This window comes from Streptosporangium subroseum (genome assembly GCF_900188345.1).
Taxonomy (GTDB): domain Bacteria; phylum Actinomycetota; class Actinomycetes; order Streptosporangiales; family Streptosporangiaceae; genus Streptosporangium; species Streptosporangium subroseum.
Genome location: NZ_FZOD01000056.1, coordinates 13,089 through 34,020, shown reverse-complemented (window position 1 = coordinate 34,020; position 20,932 = coordinate 13,089). Strand labels below are relative to the sequence as shown.

14 protein-coding genes are annotated in these 20,932 nt (G+C 68.9%); 5 read left to right on the top strand and 9 right to left on the bottom strand.

Annotated features, from left to right (window positions below; all coding sequences use genetic code 11):
* Positions 1-336 precede the first annotated feature (336 nt).
* A complete protein-coding gene (locus CHC08_RS36535) occupies positions 337-966 on the top strand; it encodes a ClpP family protease (RefSeq protein WP_089211955.1) in 630 nt (209 codons plus the stop codon).
* On the top strand, positions 963-1,565 hold the full coding sequence (locus CHC08_RS36530; protein ID WP_089211954.1) for a ClpP family protease: 603 nt from the start codon (positions 963-965) through the stop codon (positions 1,563-1,565). Before CHC08_RS36535 ends, CHC08_RS36530 begins: the two co-directional genes overlap by 4 nt.
* Positions 1,566-1,576: 11 nt before the next feature.
* On the opposite strand, the gene CHC08_RS36525 is transcribed toward CHC08_RS36530, so the two are convergent.
* The 7 genes from CHC08_RS36525 to CHC08_RS36495 form a co-directional block, all read right to left on the bottom strand.
* The gene (locus CHC08_RS36525; RefSeq protein WP_218825658.1) at positions 1,577-1,930 is read right to left on the bottom strand and encodes a helix-turn-helix domain-containing protein; all 354 of its coding nucleotides are present in this window, start codon (positions 1,928-1,930) and stop codon (positions 1,577-1,579) included.
* A gap of 578 nt (positions 1,931-2,508) precedes the next feature.
* Entirely contained in the window at positions 2,509-9,171 is a 6,663-nt protein-coding gene (locus CHC08_RS50930; protein WP_089211953.1) for a discoidin domain-containing protein, read from the bottom strand.
* Positions 9,168-11,762: a glycoside hydrolase family 2 protein gene (locus CHC08_RS36515; RefSeq protein ID WP_089211952.1), complete on the bottom strand. Its 2,595-nt coding sequence runs from the start codon at positions 11,760-11,762 to the stop codon at positions 9,168-9,170. The genes CHC08_RS50930 and CHC08_RS36515 overlap by 4 nt, the downstream gene beginning before the upstream one ends.
* Positions 11,759-12,589, bottom strand: coding sequence for a carbohydrate ABC transporter permease (locus tag CHC08_RS36510; RefSeq protein WP_089211951.1), 831 nt, complete (start codon positions 12,587-12,589; stop codon positions 11,759-11,761). Before CHC08_RS36510 ends, CHC08_RS36515 begins: the two co-directional genes overlap by 4 nt.
* Positions 12,586-13,479, bottom strand: coding sequence for a carbohydrate ABC transporter permease (locus tag CHC08_RS36505; RefSeq protein WP_089211950.1), 894 nt, complete (start codon positions 13,477-13,479; stop codon positions 12,586-12,588). Before CHC08_RS36505 ends, CHC08_RS36510 begins: the two co-directional genes overlap by 4 nt.
* 63 nt (positions 13,480-13,542) lie before the next feature.
* Positions 13,543-14,859, bottom strand: a complete 1,317-nt coding sequence (locus CHC08_RS36500) for an ABC transporter substrate-binding protein (RefSeq protein ID WP_089211949.1) — start codon at positions 14,857-14,859, stop codon at positions 13,543-13,545.
* 150 nt (positions 14,860-15,009) lie between these two features.
* On the bottom strand, positions 15,010-15,873 hold the full coding sequence (locus tag CHC08_RS36495) for a LacI family DNA-binding transcriptional regulator (RefSeq protein ID WP_218825657.1): 864 nt from the start codon (positions 15,871-15,873) through the stop codon (positions 15,010-15,012).
* 96 nt (positions 15,874-15,969) lie between these two features.
* Between CHC08_RS36495 and CHC08_RS36490 the strand changes: the two genes are divergently transcribed.
* Both CHC08_RS36490 and CHC08_RS36485 read left to right on the top strand, forming a co-directional pair.
* A complete protein-coding gene (locus CHC08_RS36490) occupies positions 15,970-17,199 on the top strand; it encodes an ROK family transcriptional regulator (protein ID WP_218825656.1) in 1,230 nt (409 codons plus the stop codon).
* A 170-nt stretch (positions 17,200-17,369) separates the two neighbouring features.
* A complete protein-coding gene (locus CHC08_RS36485; protein ID WP_089211994.1) occupies positions 17,370-18,050 on the top strand; it encodes an NADPH-dependent F420 reductase in 681 nt (226 codons plus the stop codon).
* Between the two features lie 122 nt (positions 18,051-18,172).
* On the opposite strand, the gene CHC08_RS36480 is transcribed toward CHC08_RS36485, so the two are convergent.
* Complete coding sequence (locus CHC08_RS36480) at positions 18,173-19,180, bottom strand: GlxA family transcriptional regulator (RefSeq protein ID WP_089211948.1); 1,008 nt, start codon at positions 19,178-19,180, stop codon at positions 18,173-18,175.
* Positions 19,181-19,475: 295 nt separating this feature from the next.
* On the opposite strand from CHC08_RS36480, the gene CHC08_RS36475 reads away from it, so the two are divergent.
* Positions 19,476-19,904 (top strand): DUF6010 family protein, encoded by a 429-nt coding sequence (locus tag CHC08_RS36475; RefSeq protein WP_089211947.1) that lies wholly within the window; start codon positions 19,476-19,478, stop codon positions 19,902-19,904.
* 101 nt (positions 19,905-20,005) lie between these two features.
* Here CHC08_RS36475 and CHC08_RS36470 read toward each other — a convergent pair whose 3' ends face one another.
* Positions 20,006-20,902 (bottom strand): oxidoreductase, encoded by an 897-nt coding sequence (locus CHC08_RS36470; RefSeq protein ID WP_089211946.1) that lies wholly within the window; start codon positions 20,900-20,902, stop codon positions 20,006-20,008.
* Positions 20,903-20,932 lie beyond the last annotated feature (30 nt).

The window sequence follows — 20,932 nt, the reverse complement described above, 5'->3', positions numbered from 1 at the left end:
CTACGAGATTTACCTTCGGCCAAGCGCATCGCAGCCTTCACCACGACCGAGCAGGCGATGGCGTAGGCGTCTTCCGACTCGTGCCGATCGGCCGGGAGCAGCATCTCGACGATGACCATGGCATGGCCGCGTAGACGCCCAGCAGAGGGACGTTCTTCGGCATGTCAGGCCGCTTGGCCTCATCGATAGTGGGCATACGCTCCTCTACCTCACCTGCGCGGGCGTATTTTTTCGGCAAGTGCACGGTGGTTATTGTCTTGGTTCTGCTGCTCTGGGCGGATCTGCCGTGGGCAGATCGGGCTGTGGCCGGTGCGTGCGGTGGCGCAGAGTGAAGGCATGAGCAATGAACAGAAAGTCCCGTTGTTCAACGAACGAATGCGGCGTGAGCTCTACCAAGAACGTGTTCTTGTGCTCGACGGCGCGCTCGACGACGACAACGGCACGTTGCTGGCAACGCAGCTGATCACCCTGGCGAAAGTGGATTCGTCGTCCGATATCGCGCTGTGGATCCATTCCCCCGGCGGATCGGTGCCGTCGATGCTTGCGATCCGCGATGTCATGCGGCTCATCCCGTGCGACGTGTCCACGATGGTGCTCGGCATCGCCTACAGCGCCGGCCAATTCCTGTTGTCGTCCGGAACCCGCGGCAAGCGCCGCGCCATGCCGCACGCCCGGGTGCTGATGCACCAGGGCTCCGCCGGTATCGCCGGCGCCGCCGTCGACATCGAACTGCAGGCGGGCGACCTGCGCCACACCCGTGACACGGTGCTCGGGCTCATCGCCGAAGACACCGGCCAACCCCTTGAACGGATCTTCGAGGACTCGCTGCACGATCGCTGGTACACGGCGCGGCAAGCGCTCGAATATGGGTTCATCGACATGATCGTCAGCAGTTTCGACGAAGTCGCGCCTACCAGCCATCGTCCCATCGGGCTCGGCTTCCCGTCCGAAGGAGCCGTCCGATGAGCACCTACACGATTCCGAACGTCATCGCGCAGCACCCTCGCGGTGAACGGATCATGGACGTCTACTCGCAACTGCTGACGGAGCGGATCATCTATCTCGGCACCGCCATCGACGCGGGTGTCGCGAACGCTCTCGTCGCGCAGTTGCTGCACCTGGAATCCGACAGTCCCGACCGCGAGATCCAGCTGTACATCAATTGCGAGGGTGGAGACCCGAGCGCGATGCTCGCCGTGTACGACACGATGCGCTACATCCGTCCGCAAGTGGCGACGACGTGCGTGGGGCAAGCGGTCGCGGTCGGCGCCGTGCTTCTTGCCGCGGGCGCTCCCGGCAAACGCGCCGCGCTGACCCACGCCCGCGTCGTCCTGCACCAGCCGATGGGGCAGGGGCGAGGAGCGATCCCGGACCTCATTCTCCAGGCGGACGAGGTCGTCCGCGTGCGCGCGGACATCGAGAGCATCCTCTCCCGGCACACCGGGCAGGACATCGCGACGCTGCGCGCCGACACGGATCGCGATCGCGTGTTCACCGCGACGACAGCGCTGGACTACGGTCTTATCGACCATGTGATCGAGGAACGGCAACCGATCCCCACGTAGGGAGAATCCGCCTATGCGGCCAGCGCGTAGGCGACCTGGCAGGTCGGGCCCGCCGGAGCGGTTCCGATCGGCGCGGCCCGCAGGCTCGTGGCGACCTCGAGCGTCAACTCACCGAGCGTCACGTCCAGGGCACCGGCGACTGCGGCGATCATCTCACTCGAAGGCTCCTTGACCCCGCGTTCCATCTCGGAGAGGTACTGCGGCGAGACCCCGGCACGGCGGGCAGTCTCGATCAGTATCTCGCCGCGCTCGAGACGCAGGCTCCTCAGGCACTGGCCGAGCGCGTCACGCCACAGCGGCTCCGTCGTCCGGCGTGGCGCGGTCGGTTCGTCGGAGGGCATGGGCGGTCGGGTGGTGTCGGGCATACGCACATCGTAAGTCGGTGGCCCGGTCAGCTCCTATGCGTTCTGCCCACCGCAGAACGGCGACCCCTGGGTTTCCCCAATGACGACCGAACCATTGGCAGGCCATTAACCAGGCAGGGTGACGAGGGGCCGATCACGGTCACTCACGACCGAGCCGAAGCCGAGCTCAGCGACCTCACCTGCCGTGATCGACGTTCGCCGGTGGCGCGGAGATGAACCGCCCCGAGTTCGATGGAGACCTCAGCGGCTGATTCCGGCGAGCTGGCTGGGGTGCTGTCGAGCGTAGTAGACGGCCTCGTACTCCTCGGGTGGGAGGTGCCCGATCGCCGGGCGCGGGCGTTCTTGATCTTGGCGCTTCATCGGCCGGTCCGCCCATGCCGTCAGCCCGAGAAACTCGCAGCAAAGATCAGAGGCGCCATTCCTGAGGTCATCGGACCGGCTTGGTCCAAATGAGCGAGTAGCGCCACGACCGGCTCGACAGGGGCCCGCCGGGAAATATGAGAGGGGTGCCCCGCAGGTTGCGGGGCACCCCCTTCGGGAGAAGCGCCGGGCGGAAAGCCCGGCGCCCCGGGCCGGGCTTAGACGGGCGTGCCGCCGTTTTCCACGATCAGTGAGTTGGCGTCGCGGATGAGCGTCGCCTTCACCGTCGAGTCGGAGATGATCTTCGGGTCGTTGGCCGCCTCGATGAAGCGGTCAAGCTTTTTGACGATCTTCTTCTTGTCGCGCTCGCGTTCCTTGTCCTCGGAGACCATGACCTTGGAGATCTTGTCCTGGAGCTTCGCGGCACCGGTGGGCGACAGCTGGCCGGCGGCCTGGAGTCGCTCGATCAGGGCGGAGATCTCGTCGGTCGAGGTGACGGTGGTGAACGTCACCGACTGCTCGTACGTGCCGCCGGGCTGGGCCTCGACGGTGACGGTGAGCGTGTGGTCGCCCAGGGCCAGCTTGTGGAGCTGCTGGACGGTCCCGGACGTGAACGGCTGGTCGTCCAGCGTGCCGGTCACGGTCTTGATGCCGGCGCCGGCGACCTCCCAGGCGATGGTCACGTCCTGGCTGTCGCCGTACTCGACGCCGTCCGCGACACCGGAGATGAGGATGGTGGTCCCGGTGTCCGGGAGGGCACCGTAGACCTTCATCTCGTATATCGAATAGCCCCACTGGCCGGCCTTCGCGGTGCCCTGCATCCGGATGTACCGGGTGTCGGCGTTCAGGTCGACGAGGTCCGTGCCGCCGTTACCCGCGGTTTCGGTGAACGCGTCCGTCCATTTCTGGCCGTCGGGAGAGGTCTGCAGCTTGTATCCCTTGGCGTAGGAATCCTCCCAGTTAATGGCGACCTGGTAGACGGTGTACGTGTCCCCCAGGTCCACCTGCAGCCAGTTGTCCGCGCTCTCGCTCGCACCCCAGCGGGTCGTGCCGTCGCCGTCGAAGGCGGCGACGGCGGTCTGCTGGGCGTTCGAGGCCGAGGACGCGGTCGCCGTCTTGCCGAGGGCGATGTTCGGCGCCTCCTGGCCGTACACCTCCATCTCGTAGAGCGAGTAGCCCCACTGGCCGGCCTTCTGCACACCCTGCATCCGCACGTAACGGCCCAGCGCGCTCACCGGGATCTTCTCCGTGCCGCTGCGTGAGTCGGACTGGGTGTGGACGTCCTTCCAGCTGGTGCCGTCCATCGACACCTGCAGCCTGTAGCGCTTGGCGTAGGAGTCCTCCCAGCTCAGGTCGACTTCGTTGAGGGCGTAGATGCCGCCCAGGTCCACCTGGAGCCAGTTGTCCGCGCTCTCACTCGCGCTCCAGCGCGTGGCCGGGTCGCCGTCGAACGCCTTGGCGGCGGTGTAGTCGCCGCTGGACTCCGAGGAGGCGCGCGCGGTCTTGCCCTGGGCCAGGTTGACCCGCGTCGTGTCCTTCAGCGTGAGCTCGAGCGTCACCGTCTGGTCCTTCTTCAGCGGAAGGACGCGGGCGATGCCGCCGAGCGGCGAGTTCTGGACCTGGATGTCGGCGCTGGTGATCTCTTCGATGCCGGCGCGCTGGATCAGCGTGAGGTTCTGGTCGACGTCGGAGGTCAACGTCACCTTCACCTTGCGGGTGTCCATGTCCCAGTCGAGGTCGTCGATGCTGAACCGGCTCTTGCCCAGCATGCCGGAGATGGAGCCCTTCTTCAGACCTTTGGGCAGCGCGGGAAGCAGTTCCAGCGTGCCGGGATCGGTCTTGGCCAGCATCTCCATCATGATCGTCGGTACGGAGTTGACGACGTCGGTGGCGAACACACCGTGGTTGTTGTAGTGCGACGTCGCCAGGCTGCTGTAGTAGTAGTCGTCCTTGGCGAACCGCATCAGTTTCGCGTTGACGGACTCGGCGTTGTTCAGGTCTGCGGCGATCAGCGCACCGTGCAGCAGGCCGTGGCCGGCGTTCTCGTAGTTGCCGCCGTCCTTCTTCTGCAGGAACACCTTGGCCGCGTCATACAGCGTCTTGTTCTTCTCCGGCGTGATCTCGCGGTACGGCCAGACGGGCATCAGGCCGCTGGAGTGCCGGTGCTGGTAGTTGTTCTTGTTCGCCAGGTCCGGCGAGGCCCACTCGGCCAGCGCGCCGTCGTTGTTGACCAGGTACGGAGGCAGGTTGTCGAGCTTCTCCTGCCAGACCGCGATCTTGTCCTGGTCCTTGCTGAGCAGCTTGCTCGTCTCGATCAGCGTCGACAGCGCGAACCGGGCGCCGGAGATGTCGTAGACCGAGTTGACGGAGAGCGGCACGCCGCCGGCCGGGCGGTTCTCCGGCGAGATGGACCCGGCGAAGATGTACTTGCCGTTGGCGTCCTTCTCGACGAGGAAGTCCTCGTAGAAGTCACCCATGTCCCGGATCAGCGGGTAGTACTGCTCTTCGAGGAACTTCCTGTCCCCCGTCACCTGGTAGTGCTCCCAGAAGGGGTAGAGCAGCCACGACTCGCCACCCGTGACGTACTGGTACGGGTAGTCGAAGTTGATGTTGGAGATGAGGCCTTCCCCGTTGGGCGTGTTGCCGCCCGTCAGCATGCCTCGCGTGCCGAGCAGCTTCTGGGCGTTGGTCCGGAAGTCCTCCTGCCACTGCTTGTTGAGCCACCAGTAGCCCTGCATCGCCTCCGGCATGTTGCCGATGTTGCCGCCGGAGATCTGCAGGTTGAGGTTGGCGTCCAGGTGGTAGTAGCCGTCCCAGCCGACGTTGCTGTCGCCGGTCCAGTTGCCGAGCAGGTCGGGCGCGGCCGTCGGGCTGCTCGACGCGAGCAGGTGGTAGCGGCCGGAGTTGAACATCCGCTCGAACAGCGCCAGGTTCGGCGTCGTCGCGGTCTTCTGCGCGGCGAGCAGTTCCTCGTTGGACTTCGAGCGGTCTTCGGGGCTCGCCCCGAAGTCGACGGAGACGCGGTTGAAGATCTCGCTGTGCTTGGCCACGTGACGGCTCAGCAGCGTCTGGTAGTCGCCGGAGAGCGCCGCCAGCTTCGTCTGCAGGAGCTGCTTGTTCCACTCCTGCTCGGCGGGGACGCCGCCCTCGTACGTGCCGTCGTAGCGCTGGGTCAGCGACAGCAGCGTCACGTAGGTCGCGCCCGTGACCTGCACGTCGGTGCCGGACATTGTCTTGACGCCGTCCGTCACGATCCGCGTGACGCCCTCGTACCCGGCGTTGTAGCTGCCGTTCGGGTACTTCACCCGCAGGTTGAGGTAGTCGACGGTGGAGTTGTTGACGGCCGTCAGGCCCTTGTTGAGCAGGTTCATGCCCGGGTCGATGGACAGGCCGAGCTTGACGTCGAGCTTCTGCCCCGCCGGGGCCGGCAGATACTGGACGGTGGCGCCGTCCGTCTGCGACACGAAGGAGTCGCGCTTCCAGTCGCCCTTGTCGTCGCTCCAGTTCACCGAGACGACGCCCGAGGAGTAGTCGGTGGACCGGACGTAGTTGACGACCTCACCGGTGGCCGGCGACTTGAGGGTCATCTTGAAGCCCGGGTGCTTGCTGCCCTCGCCGCCGCCCTGGTATCCCTGCACGTCGGCCGCGAGCTGGTTGGCCTCCTGATACTTGCCGGCGATCACCAGGTCCCGGATCTTCTTGATGTTCGCCTGGCTGACGGCGTTGAACGTCCGATGTGGACGGGCCTCCGACCGTGCCATGAAGAAGTCCCGGTCGTTGAAGACGACCGTCTCGTCGTTCGGGTCGCCGAAGACGATGATGCCCTGCTTGCCGTCGCCCGCGAGCAGGCCGTCCTCCCAGTCCGCGTAGGTGCGCGGGTAGGAGGTGGACAGCGCCCTCGTCGCCGGGTTGCCGGACGTCGTGAACGTCTTCGTCAGGCCGCCGCTCTCGTTGCCGTTCGCGTCGAGCGCCGTCACCTTCACGGTGTAGGTCCGGCCGGCGGCCAGGCCCGTCACCGCGTAGCTGCGCGCGTCCGCTCCCAGCGTGCTCTTCAGCGCCTGGCCGAGGTAGACCTTGTAGCCGGTCACCGCCTGGCTGTCGGTCGCGGCGGGCCAGGTGGCGGTCGCCGATGTGCCCGTCACCGCGCTCACCTGGAGCTGCGCCGACGCCGGCCAGTCCGGGGCGGTGTCGGCCGGCTTCACCGTGCCGTACACCTCGAACTCATAAAGCGACAGGCCCCACTGCGTCGCCGCCTTGGTGCCCTGCATGCGGACGTAGCGGCCCTCCGCCGGCGGGTCGAGCGCGATCTCGTCCGTGTGGTCGCCGGTGGGTGAGGAGTCGTCGTGGGAACGGACATCCTTCCAGGTGCTGCCGTCCTCCGACGTCTGGATCTTGTACGTGGAGGAGTAGGCGGATTCCCAGGTGAGCACGACCTTGTCGAGGACGTGCGTCTTGCCCAGGTCCACCTGGATCCAGTTGCCGTCCCCGCCGCCTGAGCCCCAGCGCGTGGCGGGGTTGCCGTCGAACGCGCGGAACGCGGAGCGGTCGTTCTGCGGCTGGCTGTCGTGCTCGCCGCTGCCGTCGTTGGACTGCGACGACGCCGTGTACGCGGACGGCGGCAGGTTCAGCGCGACGTTGACCGGGGCCTCCGGCACGGCGGGGGTGCCGTACACCTCGAACTCGTACAGGGAGTATCCGTACGGCGTGTTCGGCAGGACGCCCTGCATGCGGACGTAGCGTGCGGTCTTGCGGATCGGCACGGTCTCGACGCCGCCGCCGCCGGTCGTGGTCGTGTAGACGTCCGACCACTTCTCCGCGTCGTCCGAGACCTGGATCTTGTACGACTTCGCGTAGGCCGCCTCCCATGACAGGACGGCCCTGGACACGTCGTACTCGTCACCGAGGTCGACGTAGATCCAGGCGTTCGGGTCGTTGCTGTGGTCGGTGGACCAGCGCGACGAGCCGTTGCCGTCGATCGCGTTCGCGGCGAGCAGGTTGCCGTCCTGGTAGGAGGCGACGGCCTTCGCGTCGGCGCCCCGCGACAGGTTGACCGGCACGTCGACCGGCGGCTCCGGCGGTGTCGGCACGGTCTGGCCCGCAGGCGGCCACAACGTGAAGGAGTTGGCACCGTCCTTCGCGCCGGCGAACGGTCCGGCCATGACGTTTCCGGCGTTGATCGGGTTGCCGAAGAAGTCGGTGGTCACGTCGGCGGCGATGCTCTCGCCGGCGTTCGGGATGACGCCGACCCGGGCCTTCGTCACGGGAGTCAGGCCGCTGATGCCGGAGGCGTCGAGGTCGAAGCCGAGCTTCACCTCCCGGTTGGTCGCCGTGACCTGGATGCCGGACAGGGCGCCGGTGGAGTTGCCCTCCTTGACCTGCGTCTTGCCGGAGGCGTCGGCCGGCAGCGTCGACCCCTGGACCAGGTTGTTGTACCAGAAGAACTTCTGGACGGAGGTGGGCGCGGTCGTCTCGTTCATCGTGCCCGGCTGGAAGTAGTAGGCGTCCCTGCCGCCGCCGTCCACGTTGATGCGACCGTTGTCGACGAACAGGTTGTTGGCGAACACGACGCCGGTGGCGTCCAGCATCCGGATGTCGCTGTTGCCGATGAAGACGTTGTTGTCCACGAGGATGGGGCCGTGGACGGCCTCCGCGTAGTAGCCCCACGGGCTGTTCATCACGATGTTGCCGGTGATGCGGACGTTCTGGTTTCCCCAGTCCGTCCAGATGCCCGCGGAGTTGCCGCCCTTCGAGTTCTTGATGTAGTTGCCCTGGATGAGCCCCTCGTTCATGTAGTGAACCTTGATCGGGGCCGTCTCCGCGCCGCTGAACTCGCCGCGGTAGTTCGTGTCCTCGATCATGTTGTACTGAATGTCGGAGTTCCAGGAGAAGACACCCGCGATGCCGGACTGGCCGGACTTCGCGATGTAGTTGTTGCGGACGATGTGCGAGCCGTACTTGTCGGTGTCGCGGAAGTTCGTCCGTGTCTGGCCGGGCCGGTTTCCGGCCCATTCGTCACAGCCGAGACCGATGTCGATGGCGATCGTGCGCGCGTTGACGACGGTGTTGTTCTCGATGATCCACTTCAGTCCGCCGTTGACGCTGATGGCGCCGGCCTGCCGCCGGGAGGGACTGCTCGGGAAGTCGGAGTAGGTGCCGGCCGCGTGCTTGACGGTGAACCCGTGGACGGTGATGTAGCCCAGACCCCACGCGTCCGGCGCGAACACCTGCCGGCGCACGTTGATCTCCGCCAGCTTGGCGTTCGGGTCGGCGCCGTCGAAGTTGGCGTAGATGACGGTGGTGCCGCCGGACACCTCCGAGTACCAGGTGTCGGGCGCGGCCGCCACCTTGTCCAGCGAGGCCTTCTCGTAGTAGGCCTGCTCGTTCAGGTAGACGTCACCCGCGGTGTAGCCCGGGAAGGCGCCGCCTTCGCCTCCCTGGGGCTGCCCGGTGGCGTAGGGGTTGTAGTCACCGAAGAAGGTGGCCGGCAGGGTGACCTTCCAGACGTCGCCGCTCTGCCTGACCCAGGTGTCGATCTCCTCCGAGCCCTTGATGACCGCCTCTCCGTCGCCGGCGTTCGTGTAGGTGATGCGGCTCGTCTCACCCTCGCCACCGCGTGCCGGCTTGACCGTCTCGCGGTACAGCCCGGCATGGACGACCACCGTGTCGCCGGGCTGCGCCTCCTGTGCCGCGTGGTTGATCGTCAGATACGGCGCGGCCGCCGTACCGGCGTTGGTGTCTTTTCCGTCCTTGGCCACGTGGATCTGGCGACCGGCCGGGGCCGCCTGCACCGCCGCGATCGACGGCACCGCCGCCGCCGTGACCACGACGGCGCTGAGTATCGCGCCTAGCGCGACCCTGAGGGTCCTTCGGAGTTTGTTCATGGGGTTCCTTCGTTGCAGAGCGAATTCCCAGCGGAACCGGTGACCTCCCCGAAGGACCGGACCGAGACGTCGAGCAGTGTGGTGGAGAGAGCGGCGGCACGGTCCGGAGGGATCGCGCGGCCGTCTCGGCGGATGATTCGGAACACATGGCTCTCGCCCGGCAGGAGCGTGACGAGGGCGTCGTCCACGGCGAGCGAGGGCGGCTCCAGACCGAGCGGCTCGGCGAGCCGGTCGGCGGACACGCACACGTCGCGCAGCATGGTCACGGCGGTGACCGTGACGTGCAGCGCGCCGTCGACGACGGAGACGTCGACGACGCGCTCGGGCCGCGGGGCCGTCGTTTCCCGTTCCGGGCGATAGGACCAGGTGGTCCGCACCCCGTCGGCGTCGACGACGAGCAGTTCGGCCCGCGGGTCGGCGGGCCGTCCGACCGCGGGGTCGACGGCCAGCCGGACGAGGCCGCCGGCCGGGCAGTCGGGCCGTACCCGCGTCCGTGCGTGCTCCCGGCCGTCCAGCCCGACCCGCCGGATGAGGACGTCGGGACGCCAGGCGGCGTCCGCGTCGTTCACGAGCACGAGCACGAGACCCTCGTCGCCGGTGGGGTCGTGGGTCGGCCCGGGACTGACCGGCTGGACCGTGGCCAGCCGGGGGGCGAACGAGCGGCGGAGGGCGTGCCAGAGGGGCTTCTCGATGCCCTCGCTGTCGACGGCCGACCAGCTGATCACCGGCCAGCAGTCGTTGAGCTGCCATACGACGGCCCCGCCGCAGCGCTCGCGCGAGCGCAGCCACTCGACGCCGGCCGAGACCGCGCGGGCCTGGACCACCTGGGTCGCGAAGTGCCAGTCGGCGTCGCTGCGAGGGGTGGGCACGTGCGGCTGGAGGCCGCGGGTCAGCTTGTGCACGCCGTCGATCGCGCGCAGGTGGTGGAGGGTCTGGGGCGAGTCGGGCCCGGGCGTCTCGCCCACGACGACGCGCCCGAGCGTGGTCCACGCGGGGGGACCGCACCAGCCCATCTCCGCGACGAACGCCGGGTCGTGGTCGCGGTAGTGGGCGTAGTCACGCTCGTTCCAGGCGTCCCACAGGTGGCTCAGGCCGTGCGTGTCGACGAGTGGATCCCGGTCGACGGTGCCCGACCAGGGCGAGTTGGGCACGTAGGGCCGCGTCGGATCCAGGCGGGCCAGGACACCGGGCAGCACGTCGAGGTAGTAGCGCGCGCCCCACCCGCGCAGCCCGACCTGGTCGGCCCACCCCCAGTGGTGCCAGCCGAGGACCGTCTCGTTGCCGCCGCACCAGAGCACCAGGCTCGGGTGGGCCGACATCCGCGCGACGGCCTGTTCCGCCTCCGCGGTCACCAGCTCGACCATCTCGTCGTCCTCGCTGTAGGCGGCGCAGGCGAAGAGGAAGTCGTGCCAGACCAGGACGCCGCGCTCGTCGCAGGCGTCGAGGAACTCCCCGGTCGCGAAGTGGCCGCCGCCCCAGACGCGCAGGAGGTTGGCGTTTCCCGCGACGGCCTGGTCGATCCGTCGCGCCACCCGTTCGGGCGTGGCGCGGCTGGCGAGGGTGTCGTCGGGGATCCAGTTGTAGCCGCGTACCCGTACGGTCCGGCCGTTGACGACGAGCGCCCAGCGCGTCCCGAGCTCGTCCGGGGTCTCGTCGACCGCGACGCTGCGCAGGCCCACCCGGACGGCGGTGGAGTCGAGCACCGTGCCGGCGTGATCGAGCTCCACGCGGAGGCGGTACATCGGCTGCGCGCCGAGGCCGACCGGCCACCACAGGTCGGGGTCGTCGACGCGCAGGACGATGGCCGCCTCGTCGCCGGCGACGGTGCCGACGGCCGACCCGGCGGGCCGGCCGTCGGGGTCGATCAGGTCGACGCGCACGTCCGAGCCCGTGGGTGCGTCCACCCGCACGTGCGCCGTCACGTGGGCGACGGCGTGGTCGGGGTCGAGGTGGACGAGCGGCCGGACGTGGTCGATCCGGCCGACGTAGGTCTCCAGCCGGATGTCGCGCCAGATGCCGGCGGTGACGTAGTGCGGTCCCCAGTCCCAGCCGAAGTTGGCCGCGGACTTGCGCACGTGCGGGTAGGGCTCGTCGTACGGGCTCGGCAGCGGGCCGTGCTCGCGTTCGTGCTCGCGGGCGGCGTCCCAGGCCGAGGCGAAGCGCACCTCGACGAGGTTGTCGCCCGGTACCAATGCGTCGTCCACGCGCCACCGGTACGCCAGGTGCTGGTCACGCGCGACCCCGATCCGCCGGCCGTTGACGTAGACGTCGGCGATCGTGTCGAGGCCGTCGGCCACGAGGTCGGTGCGGGCCCCGGGCGTCGGCGCCCACTGGACGCGGCGCCGGTAGACCCAGTGCGAGTGACCGACCCACCGCTGCGCCAGCTCGCCCCACCCGACGTCGGGATCGGCGAGGAGGCCGGCCGCGAGGAGCGCCGTGTGCACCTCGCCGGGCACCTGCGCGGGGATGGCCGCCGTGCGGACGGCCTCGGGGACGTCGTCCGGGCCCGCCGACCAGGTCAGCTCCCACTCGCCACCGAGGTCGAGCCGGGTGGCGGCGGAGGTGGTTACCTCTGTGGTGATCTGTATCATCCCTTGACTGCCCCTGCGGTGAGTGCTTCTTGCATGCGACGGTTCATGAGCGAGTACACGACGTACACCGGCAGGACGGTGAGCACGGTGCCGGCGGCGAGAACGCCGAGGTTGGTCGCGTCGGAGACGAGCATCGGCAGGGCGACCTGGACCGTCCGCACGTCCGGGCCGGTGCCGGTGATGGTCAGTGAGAACAGGTATTCGTTCCAGAAGGTGAGGAGCTGGAGGATCGTCACGCTGACGACGCCCGGCATCGCGATGGGCACGAAGACTCGGGTCAGCAGCAGCCAGTGCCCGGCGCCGTCGAGGGCGGCCGACTCCACCAGTGCCTGCGGCACCGTGCGCATGAACTGCGTGAGGAGGAGCACCGACAGCGGGAGCGCGCTCGCGGGCAGGAACAGCATCTGGAACTCGCGGGTGCCGTAGAGCCCCACCTGGATCGCCAGGACCACCGTGGGGATCAGCGCGGCGAACGGCGGGATGAGGAACCCCGCGGAGAACGTGCCCGTGATCACGCGGGCGAGCCGGTTGTCCGTCCGGGCCAGCGCGTACGCCGCGGGCACCGCGAGGCCCAGGGTCAGCGCGATGGCCACGAGCGAGACGAGTACGGAGTTGAGCAGGGCGCGCCCCAGGTCGGCGGTCTGCCAGGCGGTGCCGAAGTTCTCCCACAACCAGTTCGCCGGCAGCGCGAACGGCCGGGTGAAGATCTCGATGTTGGACTTCATGGCACTGACCACGAGGTAGTACAGCGGGATCCCCAGGATCAGCACGTACAACCAGGACAGGACCGTCGCCAGAGGGCTGCGACTGCGGCGTGGTGTGTTCATCGGGAGTCCTCCTCGGAGCCGCGCAGCAGCGCGCGGATGAGGAACATGCCGGCGACGCCGAGAAGGAGCAGCACGACGCCGACCACCTGGCTGTAACCGAGATCCCGCTGGGAGAAGGCCTTGGCGTAGACCAGGTACGACAACGTGGTCGACGAGGTGCCGGGCCCGCCCTTGGTGAGCAGGAGGATCAGGGCGGCCGAGGTGAACAGCGTCCAGAGGAACTGCAACATCGCCAGCGTGCGGACGTAGTCCTTGACCATCGGGAAGGCGATCCGCCACATGATGCGCATCCGCCCGGCGCCGTCGATCTGGGCCGCCTCGATCACCTCGGCCGGCAGGCTCGCCAGCCGGGCGGCGAACAGCACCGCGGTCCAGCCGATGCCACGCCAGAGGTCGATCGCGATGAGGCTCGGCAGCGCGGTGCTCGGGTCGGCGAGCCAGGCGGTGGCCCAGGAGTCGAGGCCGATGCCGCGCAGCAGGCCGTTGACCCCGCCGTTCGGGGACAGCACCCCGTAGAAGATCATCCCGGTCATGGAGATGGAGATGAGGCCCGGCGAGAAGTAGAGCACCGACAGGATCCGGTAACCGCGCGGCTTGGTGGTGAGGTGGTAGCCGAGCATGAAGGCCAGCGGGATCATCACCGGGATCGCGATGGCGACCTGGATCACGCTGTTGCGCACCGCGGCGTGGAACGTCGGGTCGGCGAAGACGCGTCCGATGTTCTCCAGGCCGATGTACGTGGGCTCGTACAGCAGCCCCTTCCACCGCAGCGTGGCGATGACGAACATGGCGGCGAGCGGGCCGACCGAGAAGACGGCGAACCACACGAGAGACGGGACGGTCAGCCAGAGGACCCGGGGCGAATGCACGCGGGTACTGGTCAGGGACATCGTGCGTTTCCTTCGGGCATGGTGGGGCCGCCTGGCACGGCGGCCCCACTCAGCGATCGGGTCTCAGCCCTTGGTCGCGGTGTCGAGGTCCCCGCAGATCTCCTGCGGGGTCGCCTTTCCGTAGGCCCCGGTCAGGACCTGGGTGATCGGGTCGGACGCGGAGCCGATCCAGACGTCGGGCAGGACCGCGTAGTCGACGTCGGCGTCGAGGCCGAGCGAGGCCTTCAGCAGCGGGTCGGTCGCGGACGAGGAGAAGTCGCCGGTGACCGGGGGCAGGATGCCGGCGTCCTTGACGAAGTCACCGACGGCCGGCCGGCCGTAGAACTTCGTCACGAGCTGACGGATCTTGTCGATCTTGTCGGGCTCGGCGCCCTGCTTCGTGATCATGAATCCGACGCCGGTGAAGCCCTGGTAGGCCGTCGGCTTCGGGTAGACCGAGCCACTCGGGACGGGGAAGCCGCCGAGGGCCGTGCGCGTCTCGATCCCGGTGCCCGAGGCCTTCGACTCCGTGTACGCCCACGAGCCCGCGGACATGATCGCGGCCTTGCCGGAGTAGTAGGAGGCGTACATGTCGTCGGAGCTGAGGCCGGCGACGTTGTCGACGAACACCTTGGCGTCGCGCAGGTCGGTGAAGAGCTTGATGCCGTTCATGACCGACGGCGTCGCGCAGTAACCGCCCTCCTTCATGACCTTCTGCATCGTCGCGGCGTCGGTGAACGACTGCGCGATCTGGTAGAAGAGCTTCTGGCCGCTCCAGTCGTTGCCGCCGACGGCGACGGGCCCGACACCCGCGGCGCGCAGCTTCTTGGCGGCGGCGATGAGCTCGTCGGTGGACTTCGGGACCTCCGTGACACCGGCCTTGGTCAGCAGCTCGGTGTTGTACCAGAACGGCCAGCTGAACCCGGAGAACGGCAGGCCCTGGAGCTCGCCGCCGGCGACGCCGCCGACCCGCCACTCGTCGAGGGCCTCCGGCTTCATCGTGGCGGCGAGGCCCCAGTCCTTGACGTACTGGTCGACGGGGACCGTGACGCCCGCGTCCAGCCAGCCCACAGTCTTGTCGAACAGGTTGACGATCACCAGGTCGGGGGATTTGCCCGCCGCCACGGCGGTCTCCACCTGGTCGTCGATGGCTTCGAGGCCTTCGGTGATGTTGATCTTGATACCCGTCTCCGCGGTGAACGCGTCGAAGACGCGCTTCTGGGCCGCGGCAGCCGAGTTGCCCGCCGTCCAACGGGTGACGACGTCGATGGAGCCGCCGCTCGCCGCGGTCGCCGGGCCCGCCGCCGATTCGTCGGAGCCGCAGGCGGCGAGGGAGAGAAGCAGGGCTCCGGCGGCGAACGCGGCCACCCCGCGTACGGCCCGAGGCATGGTGCGGTGCATGGGGCTTCCTTTGCTCATGTTCCGGGGGGGTGGTCGGGAGGCGTGTGTCCCGGGGGTTACTCGTGGGTTGCGCAGACATTGCAGAGGCTGTTCGCACCACAGCGTGCAGGACCGGAAGCCCTGAAGTCAATAAGAAAGATTAGTAATCTATTAAATGCTCGAGCCACGAACGACCAGCGTCGCCGGCGCGGCCGTGATCATGCACGGCGTCACCCCCGCCAGCACCTCGGCCACGGCGTCGCCGACCAGCTCACCCAGTGCCTGCACGTCATGGCTGACGGCGCTGAGCGGAGGCTCAGCGAGCTGGCAGAGAGCCGAATCGTCCCACGCCACCAAGGACAGGTCGGAGGGGACCCCCAGTCCGAGACGGCGCGCCTCGTGGAGCGCGCCGAGCGCCATGACGTCGTTGTCGAAGACCAGCGCCGTCGGCCGGTCGTCGATCCCCGCGAGAGCGGTGACGGCGCGCACCCCGGCCGCCTCGGAGTAGTCGCCGTCGAACGTCGTCGTCCGCACGCCGTGTTCCGACGCGACGGCGTGGAACGTGCGGCGGCGGATGATCGTGTGCGCCATCTCCGCCGGCCCGGCGACATGGCCGAGATGCGTGTGCCCGCCCGCGACCAGCGCGGCGACGACGTCGCGCATGGCCACCTCGTCCTGCGTCCACACCGCGGACAGCCCCCCGGCGGTGACCGGGTCGCCGATGACCACGGTCGGCATGCCCAGCTCGCCGACGAGCGCGACCCGCTCGTCGCCGGGAAGCAGGTCGATCAGGATCATCCCCTGCACCTGCCCCTGGGCCGCCCACGCGCGCATCCGGTCGCTCGCCTGCTGAATCGTGGCGACCACCTGGAGGAGCACGGGCACGCCCAAGGGGACGAGGACCCGCTCCATGCCCGCGATGAACTCATGGAAGAACGGCTCGGCGCCGAGGACCTCAGCGTCGCGTACGAGGGCGAGACCCACCGGTGTGCCCGTCCGCGGACGTGTCTCCGTGCCCGTCCATGCCGCGACCATCGGTGCCCCTCCCTCGTGCACTGCCTGCGTGAACTAACCTCGTGCCCTGTAACGTAGTGCTGCCGTACGCACGGCCGGGGCGAGAGGCGGTTGAGCGTGGCCCGACGAGAGTCCGCGGCCGCAGGGCCCGGGAGCCGTGCGCTCATCGTCGACCTCATCCGGTCCTCCGGGCCGATCAGCCGGGTGGAGCTCGTCGAGGCGACCGGGCTGACCCAGCCGACGATCTCCAACATCGTCCGCCGCCTGCTCGACGACGGCGTCGTCCGCGAGACCGGTGCCACGGTCGCGACCGGTGGCAAGCCACGGACCCTGCTCGTGATCAACTCCCGCTCAGCATACGGCGTCGGGATCCGCGTCGGGGCCGACACTCTCACGTGCGTCGTGACGGATACGCGTGGCGGCACGGTCGGGCGCGAGCTCGTCTCCGCCCCTCCCTCCGAGAAGCCGGAGGACGTCGTGGCCCAGCTGGCCGCGCTCTACGGCGACGTGACGCAGGGTCTGGGTCTGTCGCCGCAGAGCGTGGCGGGGCTGGCCGTCGTCGGCCCGGGTCCGGTCGACGTCGCACGGGGCAGGTTCCTCGCGCTCCCGGGGCTGGAGCGGTGGTCCGAGCTCGACCTCGGCCAGGCCCTGACCGCCGAGCTGGGCGTGCCGGTGCTCGTCGACAGCGACGCCGCCGCGGCCGCCGTGGGTGAGTTCTGGGGGCGGCAGGTCTCGCGGGAGCGGACCTTCGGATGTCTCTACATGAACTCGGGAATCGGCTCCGGGGTCGTCCTCGACGGCGCGCTCCATCGCGGCGCCAGCTCCAACGCGGGTGAGATCGGTCATGTCTCGGTGGTCCGTGACGGTGCACGGTGTCACTGCGGCGGCCGGGGCTGCCTGGAGCTGTACGCCGCACCCTCCGTGCTCGTCGAGCGTGCCCGGGCCACGCCGGGCCTGGCCAACCGCCTGAGAATCCGTCCTGACGACCCGGACGCGCGGGCGTTCGACGTCCTCGCCCGCGCGGCGATCTACGGCGACGGGCAGGCCCGCGCGCTGGTCGACGAGTCGGCCCTGCTCCTCGCCGACGGCGCCCTGATGCTCGCCAACATCTGGGACCTCGACACGCTCGTGCTCGCGGGGCCGGGCTTCGCCGTCGCCGGTTCGCTCTACGTCAGCGAGATCCGCCGCCGCCTCGCGGAGCGGGCATTCTCGCGCGGGGTGCACGCGGTGGAGGTCGACCTGTCGAGCAATCCCCGCGACGCCGCGGCCATCGGCGGAGCGGCCCTCGTGCTGCAGGGATCCGTCGCCCCCGGCCACGGCCCCCAGGTCACCGCACCACAGGCATAACGCGGCCATACTCCCTGGTCACATGCCGGTGCTGCATTCGTGGCGGCGATCCCCCGCAGAGCAGTGTCCTCCCGGCTCTGGGGCGATCGGGAAGGTACCGTCGTACGCGTTGCCGCAGGCTGTGGAGGCGGCGGGGAATGTCGGGTCTGGCGCGGAGGTTAATGGTTTTCATGACAACTGTTGGATTCATCGGCAGCGGAAATATCGGTGGCACCGTCGCCCGGCTCGCCGTCGCGGCCGGCTATGACGTGGTGCTGAGCAACTCGCGCGGCCCGCAGACCTTGAAGGAACTGGTCGACGAGCTCGGGCCGAAGGCCAGTGCCGGGACCTCCGCCGAGGCCGCAGCGGCCGGCGACCTGGTGGTCGTCAGCATCCCGCTCAAGGCTTATCGCGACATTCCGGTGGAGCCGCTGGCCGGCAAGACCGTCCTCGACACCAACAACTACTACACCCAGCGGGACGGGGCCTTCCCGGAGCTCGACGCCGCGTCCACCACGTCCAGCGAACTGCTGCAGCGGCACCTGACGACGTCCAAGGTCGTCAAGGCCTTCAACAACATCTACTTCGAGCATCTGCGGGCGCTGGCCCGGCCCACCGGTGCGGCGGACCGCAGCGTCCTGGCGATCGCGGGCGATGACGCCGGCGCGAAGGGTGAGACGACCGCGTTCCTCGACCGGATCGGCTACGACACCGTCGACGCGGGATCGCTCGCGGACGGGTGGCGTCTCCAGCCGGGCACCCCCTCGTACGGCTTCCTTTACTCGGGGGGAATCGAGAACTTCTGGGAGTCGCCGGGAGTGCCCGTCGACGCCGCGGCGCTCCGCGCGAAGCTGGCCGCCGCCCAGCGTTGACCTCCGGACCGGCCGAGGTATCAGCAAACCGGCAGGCCCCTCAGGGGCCTGCCGATTGACGACTTGCGTGCTCACACCGCTTCCACCGAGATCATCACCCTGGGAACAAGCACGTTGTCTCTCTACGGGCCCTCAGCGGTGCGGGTCCGATCTCCGTTGGCTCTCCCCCGCCGGTGGCCGGGGACCCCGCTCTGGCGGAAACTGCTCCGGTAGGTGTGAGGGCTGACCCCGGCGACGCGTTTGAATCGGTCGCGGAAGGCCGTGGGCGAGCCGAAGCCGACCCGGGCGGCGATGCGCTCCACGGAGTGGGGGGTGGTCTCCAGCAGGTGCTGGGCCTGGCGGACACGGGCCCGGTGGAGCCACTGCAATGGTGTGGTGCCGGTCTGCTCGCGGAAGCGCCGGATCAGGGTGCGGGTGCTCGTGCCGGCGTGGTCGGCGATGTCCGCGAGGGTGAGGTCGCGGGAGAGGTTGTCCTCGATCCAGCGCAGGAGGGGCTCGATGGCCGAGCCGCGAGGGATGGGCGGGTACTGCTGCACGATGAACTGCGCCTGACCGCCCTCGCGTTCCAGCGGCATGACGGACAGTCGGGCGGCGTCGGCGGCGATGGCGGAGCCGTAGTCCCGGCGGATCATGTGCAGGCACAGGTCCAGTCCCGCGGCGGCGCCGGCCGAGGTGAGGATCTGCCCGTTGTCGACGTAGAGCACGTCCGGGTCGACGTCGATGTCCGGATAGGCGGCGGCGAGCTGGGCGGCGGCGAGCCAGTGGGTGGTGGCGCGCAGCCCACCGAGCAGTCCGGCGGCGGCGAGGACGAAGGTGCCGGAACAGATGGAGGCGATCCGGGTGCCGTCGGCGGCGGCCCCGCGGAGCGCGTCACGGACGGCCGGTGGCAGGGGTCGGGCGGGGTCGGCGGTGCCGGGCACGATGACCGTGTCGGCATCCGCGAGTGCGTCCAGTCCCCACGGGGCGCGCAGGGTGAAAAGACCGGCGTCCACGTCGGGTCGTTCGGCGCAGACCCGCACCCGGTAACCGGGGCGGCCGTCGGGTAGCCGGCTGCGGGTGAACACCTCGATGGGGGTGGAGAGGTCGAAGGGGATCACCTGCTCCAGCGCGAGAACGACGACGGTGTGCATGGCGACAACATACCCCTGCACCGAATTCTCGCCAACGCCTTCTTACTGCTCTTTCTCGGCCTGTTGAGCGCAGGGAGCGGCTGGCGATATTCCGTTGGAAGTTGTCATTCCTGCCACTGGGAGCCGAGGGACGCCGCCGGTTAGCCTCGACGGCGTCCTGGTAATTCTCAACCGGAACGGACACATTCGTGATCGCCCAGCTCGATGCCATCACAGCCCCCGGGCTCCTCCACGCGGACGGCACCGCGAGTACCTCCGCCGCGCCGGGCGGCCGTCGGCAGGAGGGACGCCGACGATGAGCGTCGTCGCACCGATCATGATCGGCGTTCTGTACGTGTGCCTGATGTCCCTGATCCGCGAACCGCACCGGCGCAGGTTCAACGCGATCATGGTGGCCGGAGCCGGGGCCGCCTACCTCAGCGGCGGGGGTTTCGGCCCGTGGGAATTCGCCTTCACGGCCGTCATGACCTACTGCGCCTACCGCGGCCTGGAGTCGTGGACGTTCGTCGGCATCGGGTGGCTGCTGCACACCGGCTGGGATCTGCTGCACCACCTGCACGGCAATCCGATCATCCCGTTCGCGGACCTCTCCTCCCTGGGATGCGCGATCTGCGATCCCGTGATCGCCGTTTGGTGCTTCGCGGGCGGCCCCTCGGTCACCGGCCTGCTCCGCGCGCGTCTCGGCCGGTCCCGCGTCGGACGGCCCGCAACGCCACCGCCCTGATCGCGCCGGCCCGCTTCCCCTCCGGGCGGGCCGACGATGTACGGAATGCTCAAGGGGGCGGGGCGAGCGGCCGGTGACGTGCGGCGGTGTCCGACGCGTGGTCAATCCCCGAGCGCGGCGAGGTCCTGAGGTGTCAGGCGGATACGGCTCGCCCCCATGTTCTCCTCCAGGTGGTCGAGGGAACCGGTGCCGGGGATGGCGAGCAGTACGGGTGACCTCGCCAGCAGCCAGGCGAGTGCCGTCTGCGCGACGGTCGCCTCATGACGGGCCGTGACCTGCGCCATCCGGGTCGCGTCGATCGGACGATAACCACCACCGAGCGGGAAGAACGGCACGAAGGCGATCCCGTCCTTCTCGCACTGCGCCAGAAGCTTGACGTCACCCTGGTCCTGCACGTGAAAACTGTTCTGCACGGCCGCTACCGGGGCGATCGCCTGCGCCTCTGCCAGCTGGGCGGCATCGACGTTGCTGATGCCCAGATGCCGGATCAGCCCTTCCTCGCGCAGCTCGGCGAGGGCCGCGAACCGGGCGGCGATCGACTCGCCACCGGGGCCGGTCATGCCACCCACCCGCAGGTAGACGAGGTCGAGCCGGTCCACGCCCAGGCTGCGCAGGTTGTCCTCCACCAGGCCCCGGAGCTGGTCCGGCCCGGCCTGACCGCTCGGAACCCCGTCACCACCGAGCAACGGCCCGACCTTCGTCGCGATCACCAGGTCGTTTCCGTACGGGGCAAGCGCCGTTCGGATGAGCTCGTTGGCCACCACCTCGCCCCTTCGGTAGAACCACGCCGTATCGATGTGGTTGACGCCCAGCTCGACCACACGGCGAAGCACGGCGACGCCGGTTTCCGGGTCACGGGCAGGCCCCTGGAAACTGCCGGTCGGGAGCCGCATGGCTCCGAAACCGAGCCGGTGTACGGGAAGATCTCCGCCGAGGAGGAAACTCCCCGAGAGAGCCGCGGGGGTGGCCGAACCTGAGTGTGCGTTGTCCGTCGTCATGTCTGTCAGCCTTCCCTGTTTATGTACAGT

Excerpts from the sequence above, each read along its gene's own strand:
- CHC08_RS36535 (WP_089211955.1), top strand. The coding sequence starts at position 337 with ATGAGCAATGAACAGAAAGTCCCGTTGTTCAACGAACGAATGCGGCGT.
- CHC08_RS36530 (WP_089211954.1), top strand. The coding sequence starts at position 963 with ATGAGCACCTACACGATTCCGAACGTCATCGCGCAGCACCCTCGCGGT.
- CHC08_RS36525 (WP_218825658.1), bottom strand. The coding sequence starts at position 1,930 with ATGCCCGACACCACCCGACCGCCCATGCCCTCCGACGAACCGACCGCG.
- CHC08_RS50930 (WP_089211953.1), bottom strand. The coding sequence starts at position 9,171 with ATGAACAAACTCCGAAGGACCCTCAGGGTCGCGCTAGGCGCGATACTC.
- CHC08_RS36515 (WP_089211952.1), bottom strand. The coding sequence starts at position 11,762 with ATGATACAGATCACCACAGAGGTAACCACCTCCGCCGCCACCCGGCTC.
- CHC08_RS36510 (WP_089211951.1), bottom strand. The coding sequence starts at position 12,589 with ATGAACACACCACGCCGCAGTCGCAGCCCTCTGGCGACGGTCCTGTCC.
- CHC08_RS36505 (WP_089211950.1), bottom strand. The coding sequence starts at position 13,479 with ATGTCCCTGACCAGTACCCGCGTGCATTCGCCCCGGGTCCTCTGGCTG.
- CHC08_RS36500 (WP_089211949.1), bottom strand. The coding sequence starts at position 14,859 with ATGCACCGCACCATGCCTCGGGCCGTACGCGGGGTGGCCGCGTTCGCC.
- CHC08_RS36495 (WP_218825657.1), bottom strand. The coding sequence starts at position 15,873 with ATGGTCGCGGCATGGACGGGCACGGAGACACGTCCGCGGACGGGCACA.
- CHC08_RS36485 (WP_089211994.1), top strand. The coding sequence starts at position 17,370 with ATGACAACTGTTGGATTCATCGGCAGCGGAAATATCGGTGGCACCGTC.
- CHC08_RS36480 (WP_089211948.1), bottom strand. The coding sequence starts at position 19,180 with ATGCACACCGTCGTCGTTCTCGCGCTGGAGCAGGTGATCCCCTTCGAC.
- CHC08_RS36475 (WP_089211947.1), top strand. The coding sequence starts at position 19,476 with ATGAGCGTCGTCGCACCGATCATGATCGGCGTTCTGTACGTGTGCCTG.
- CHC08_RS36470 (WP_089211946.1), bottom strand. The coding sequence starts at position 20,902 with ATGACGACGGACAACGCACACTCAGGTTCGGCCACCCCCGCGGCTCTC.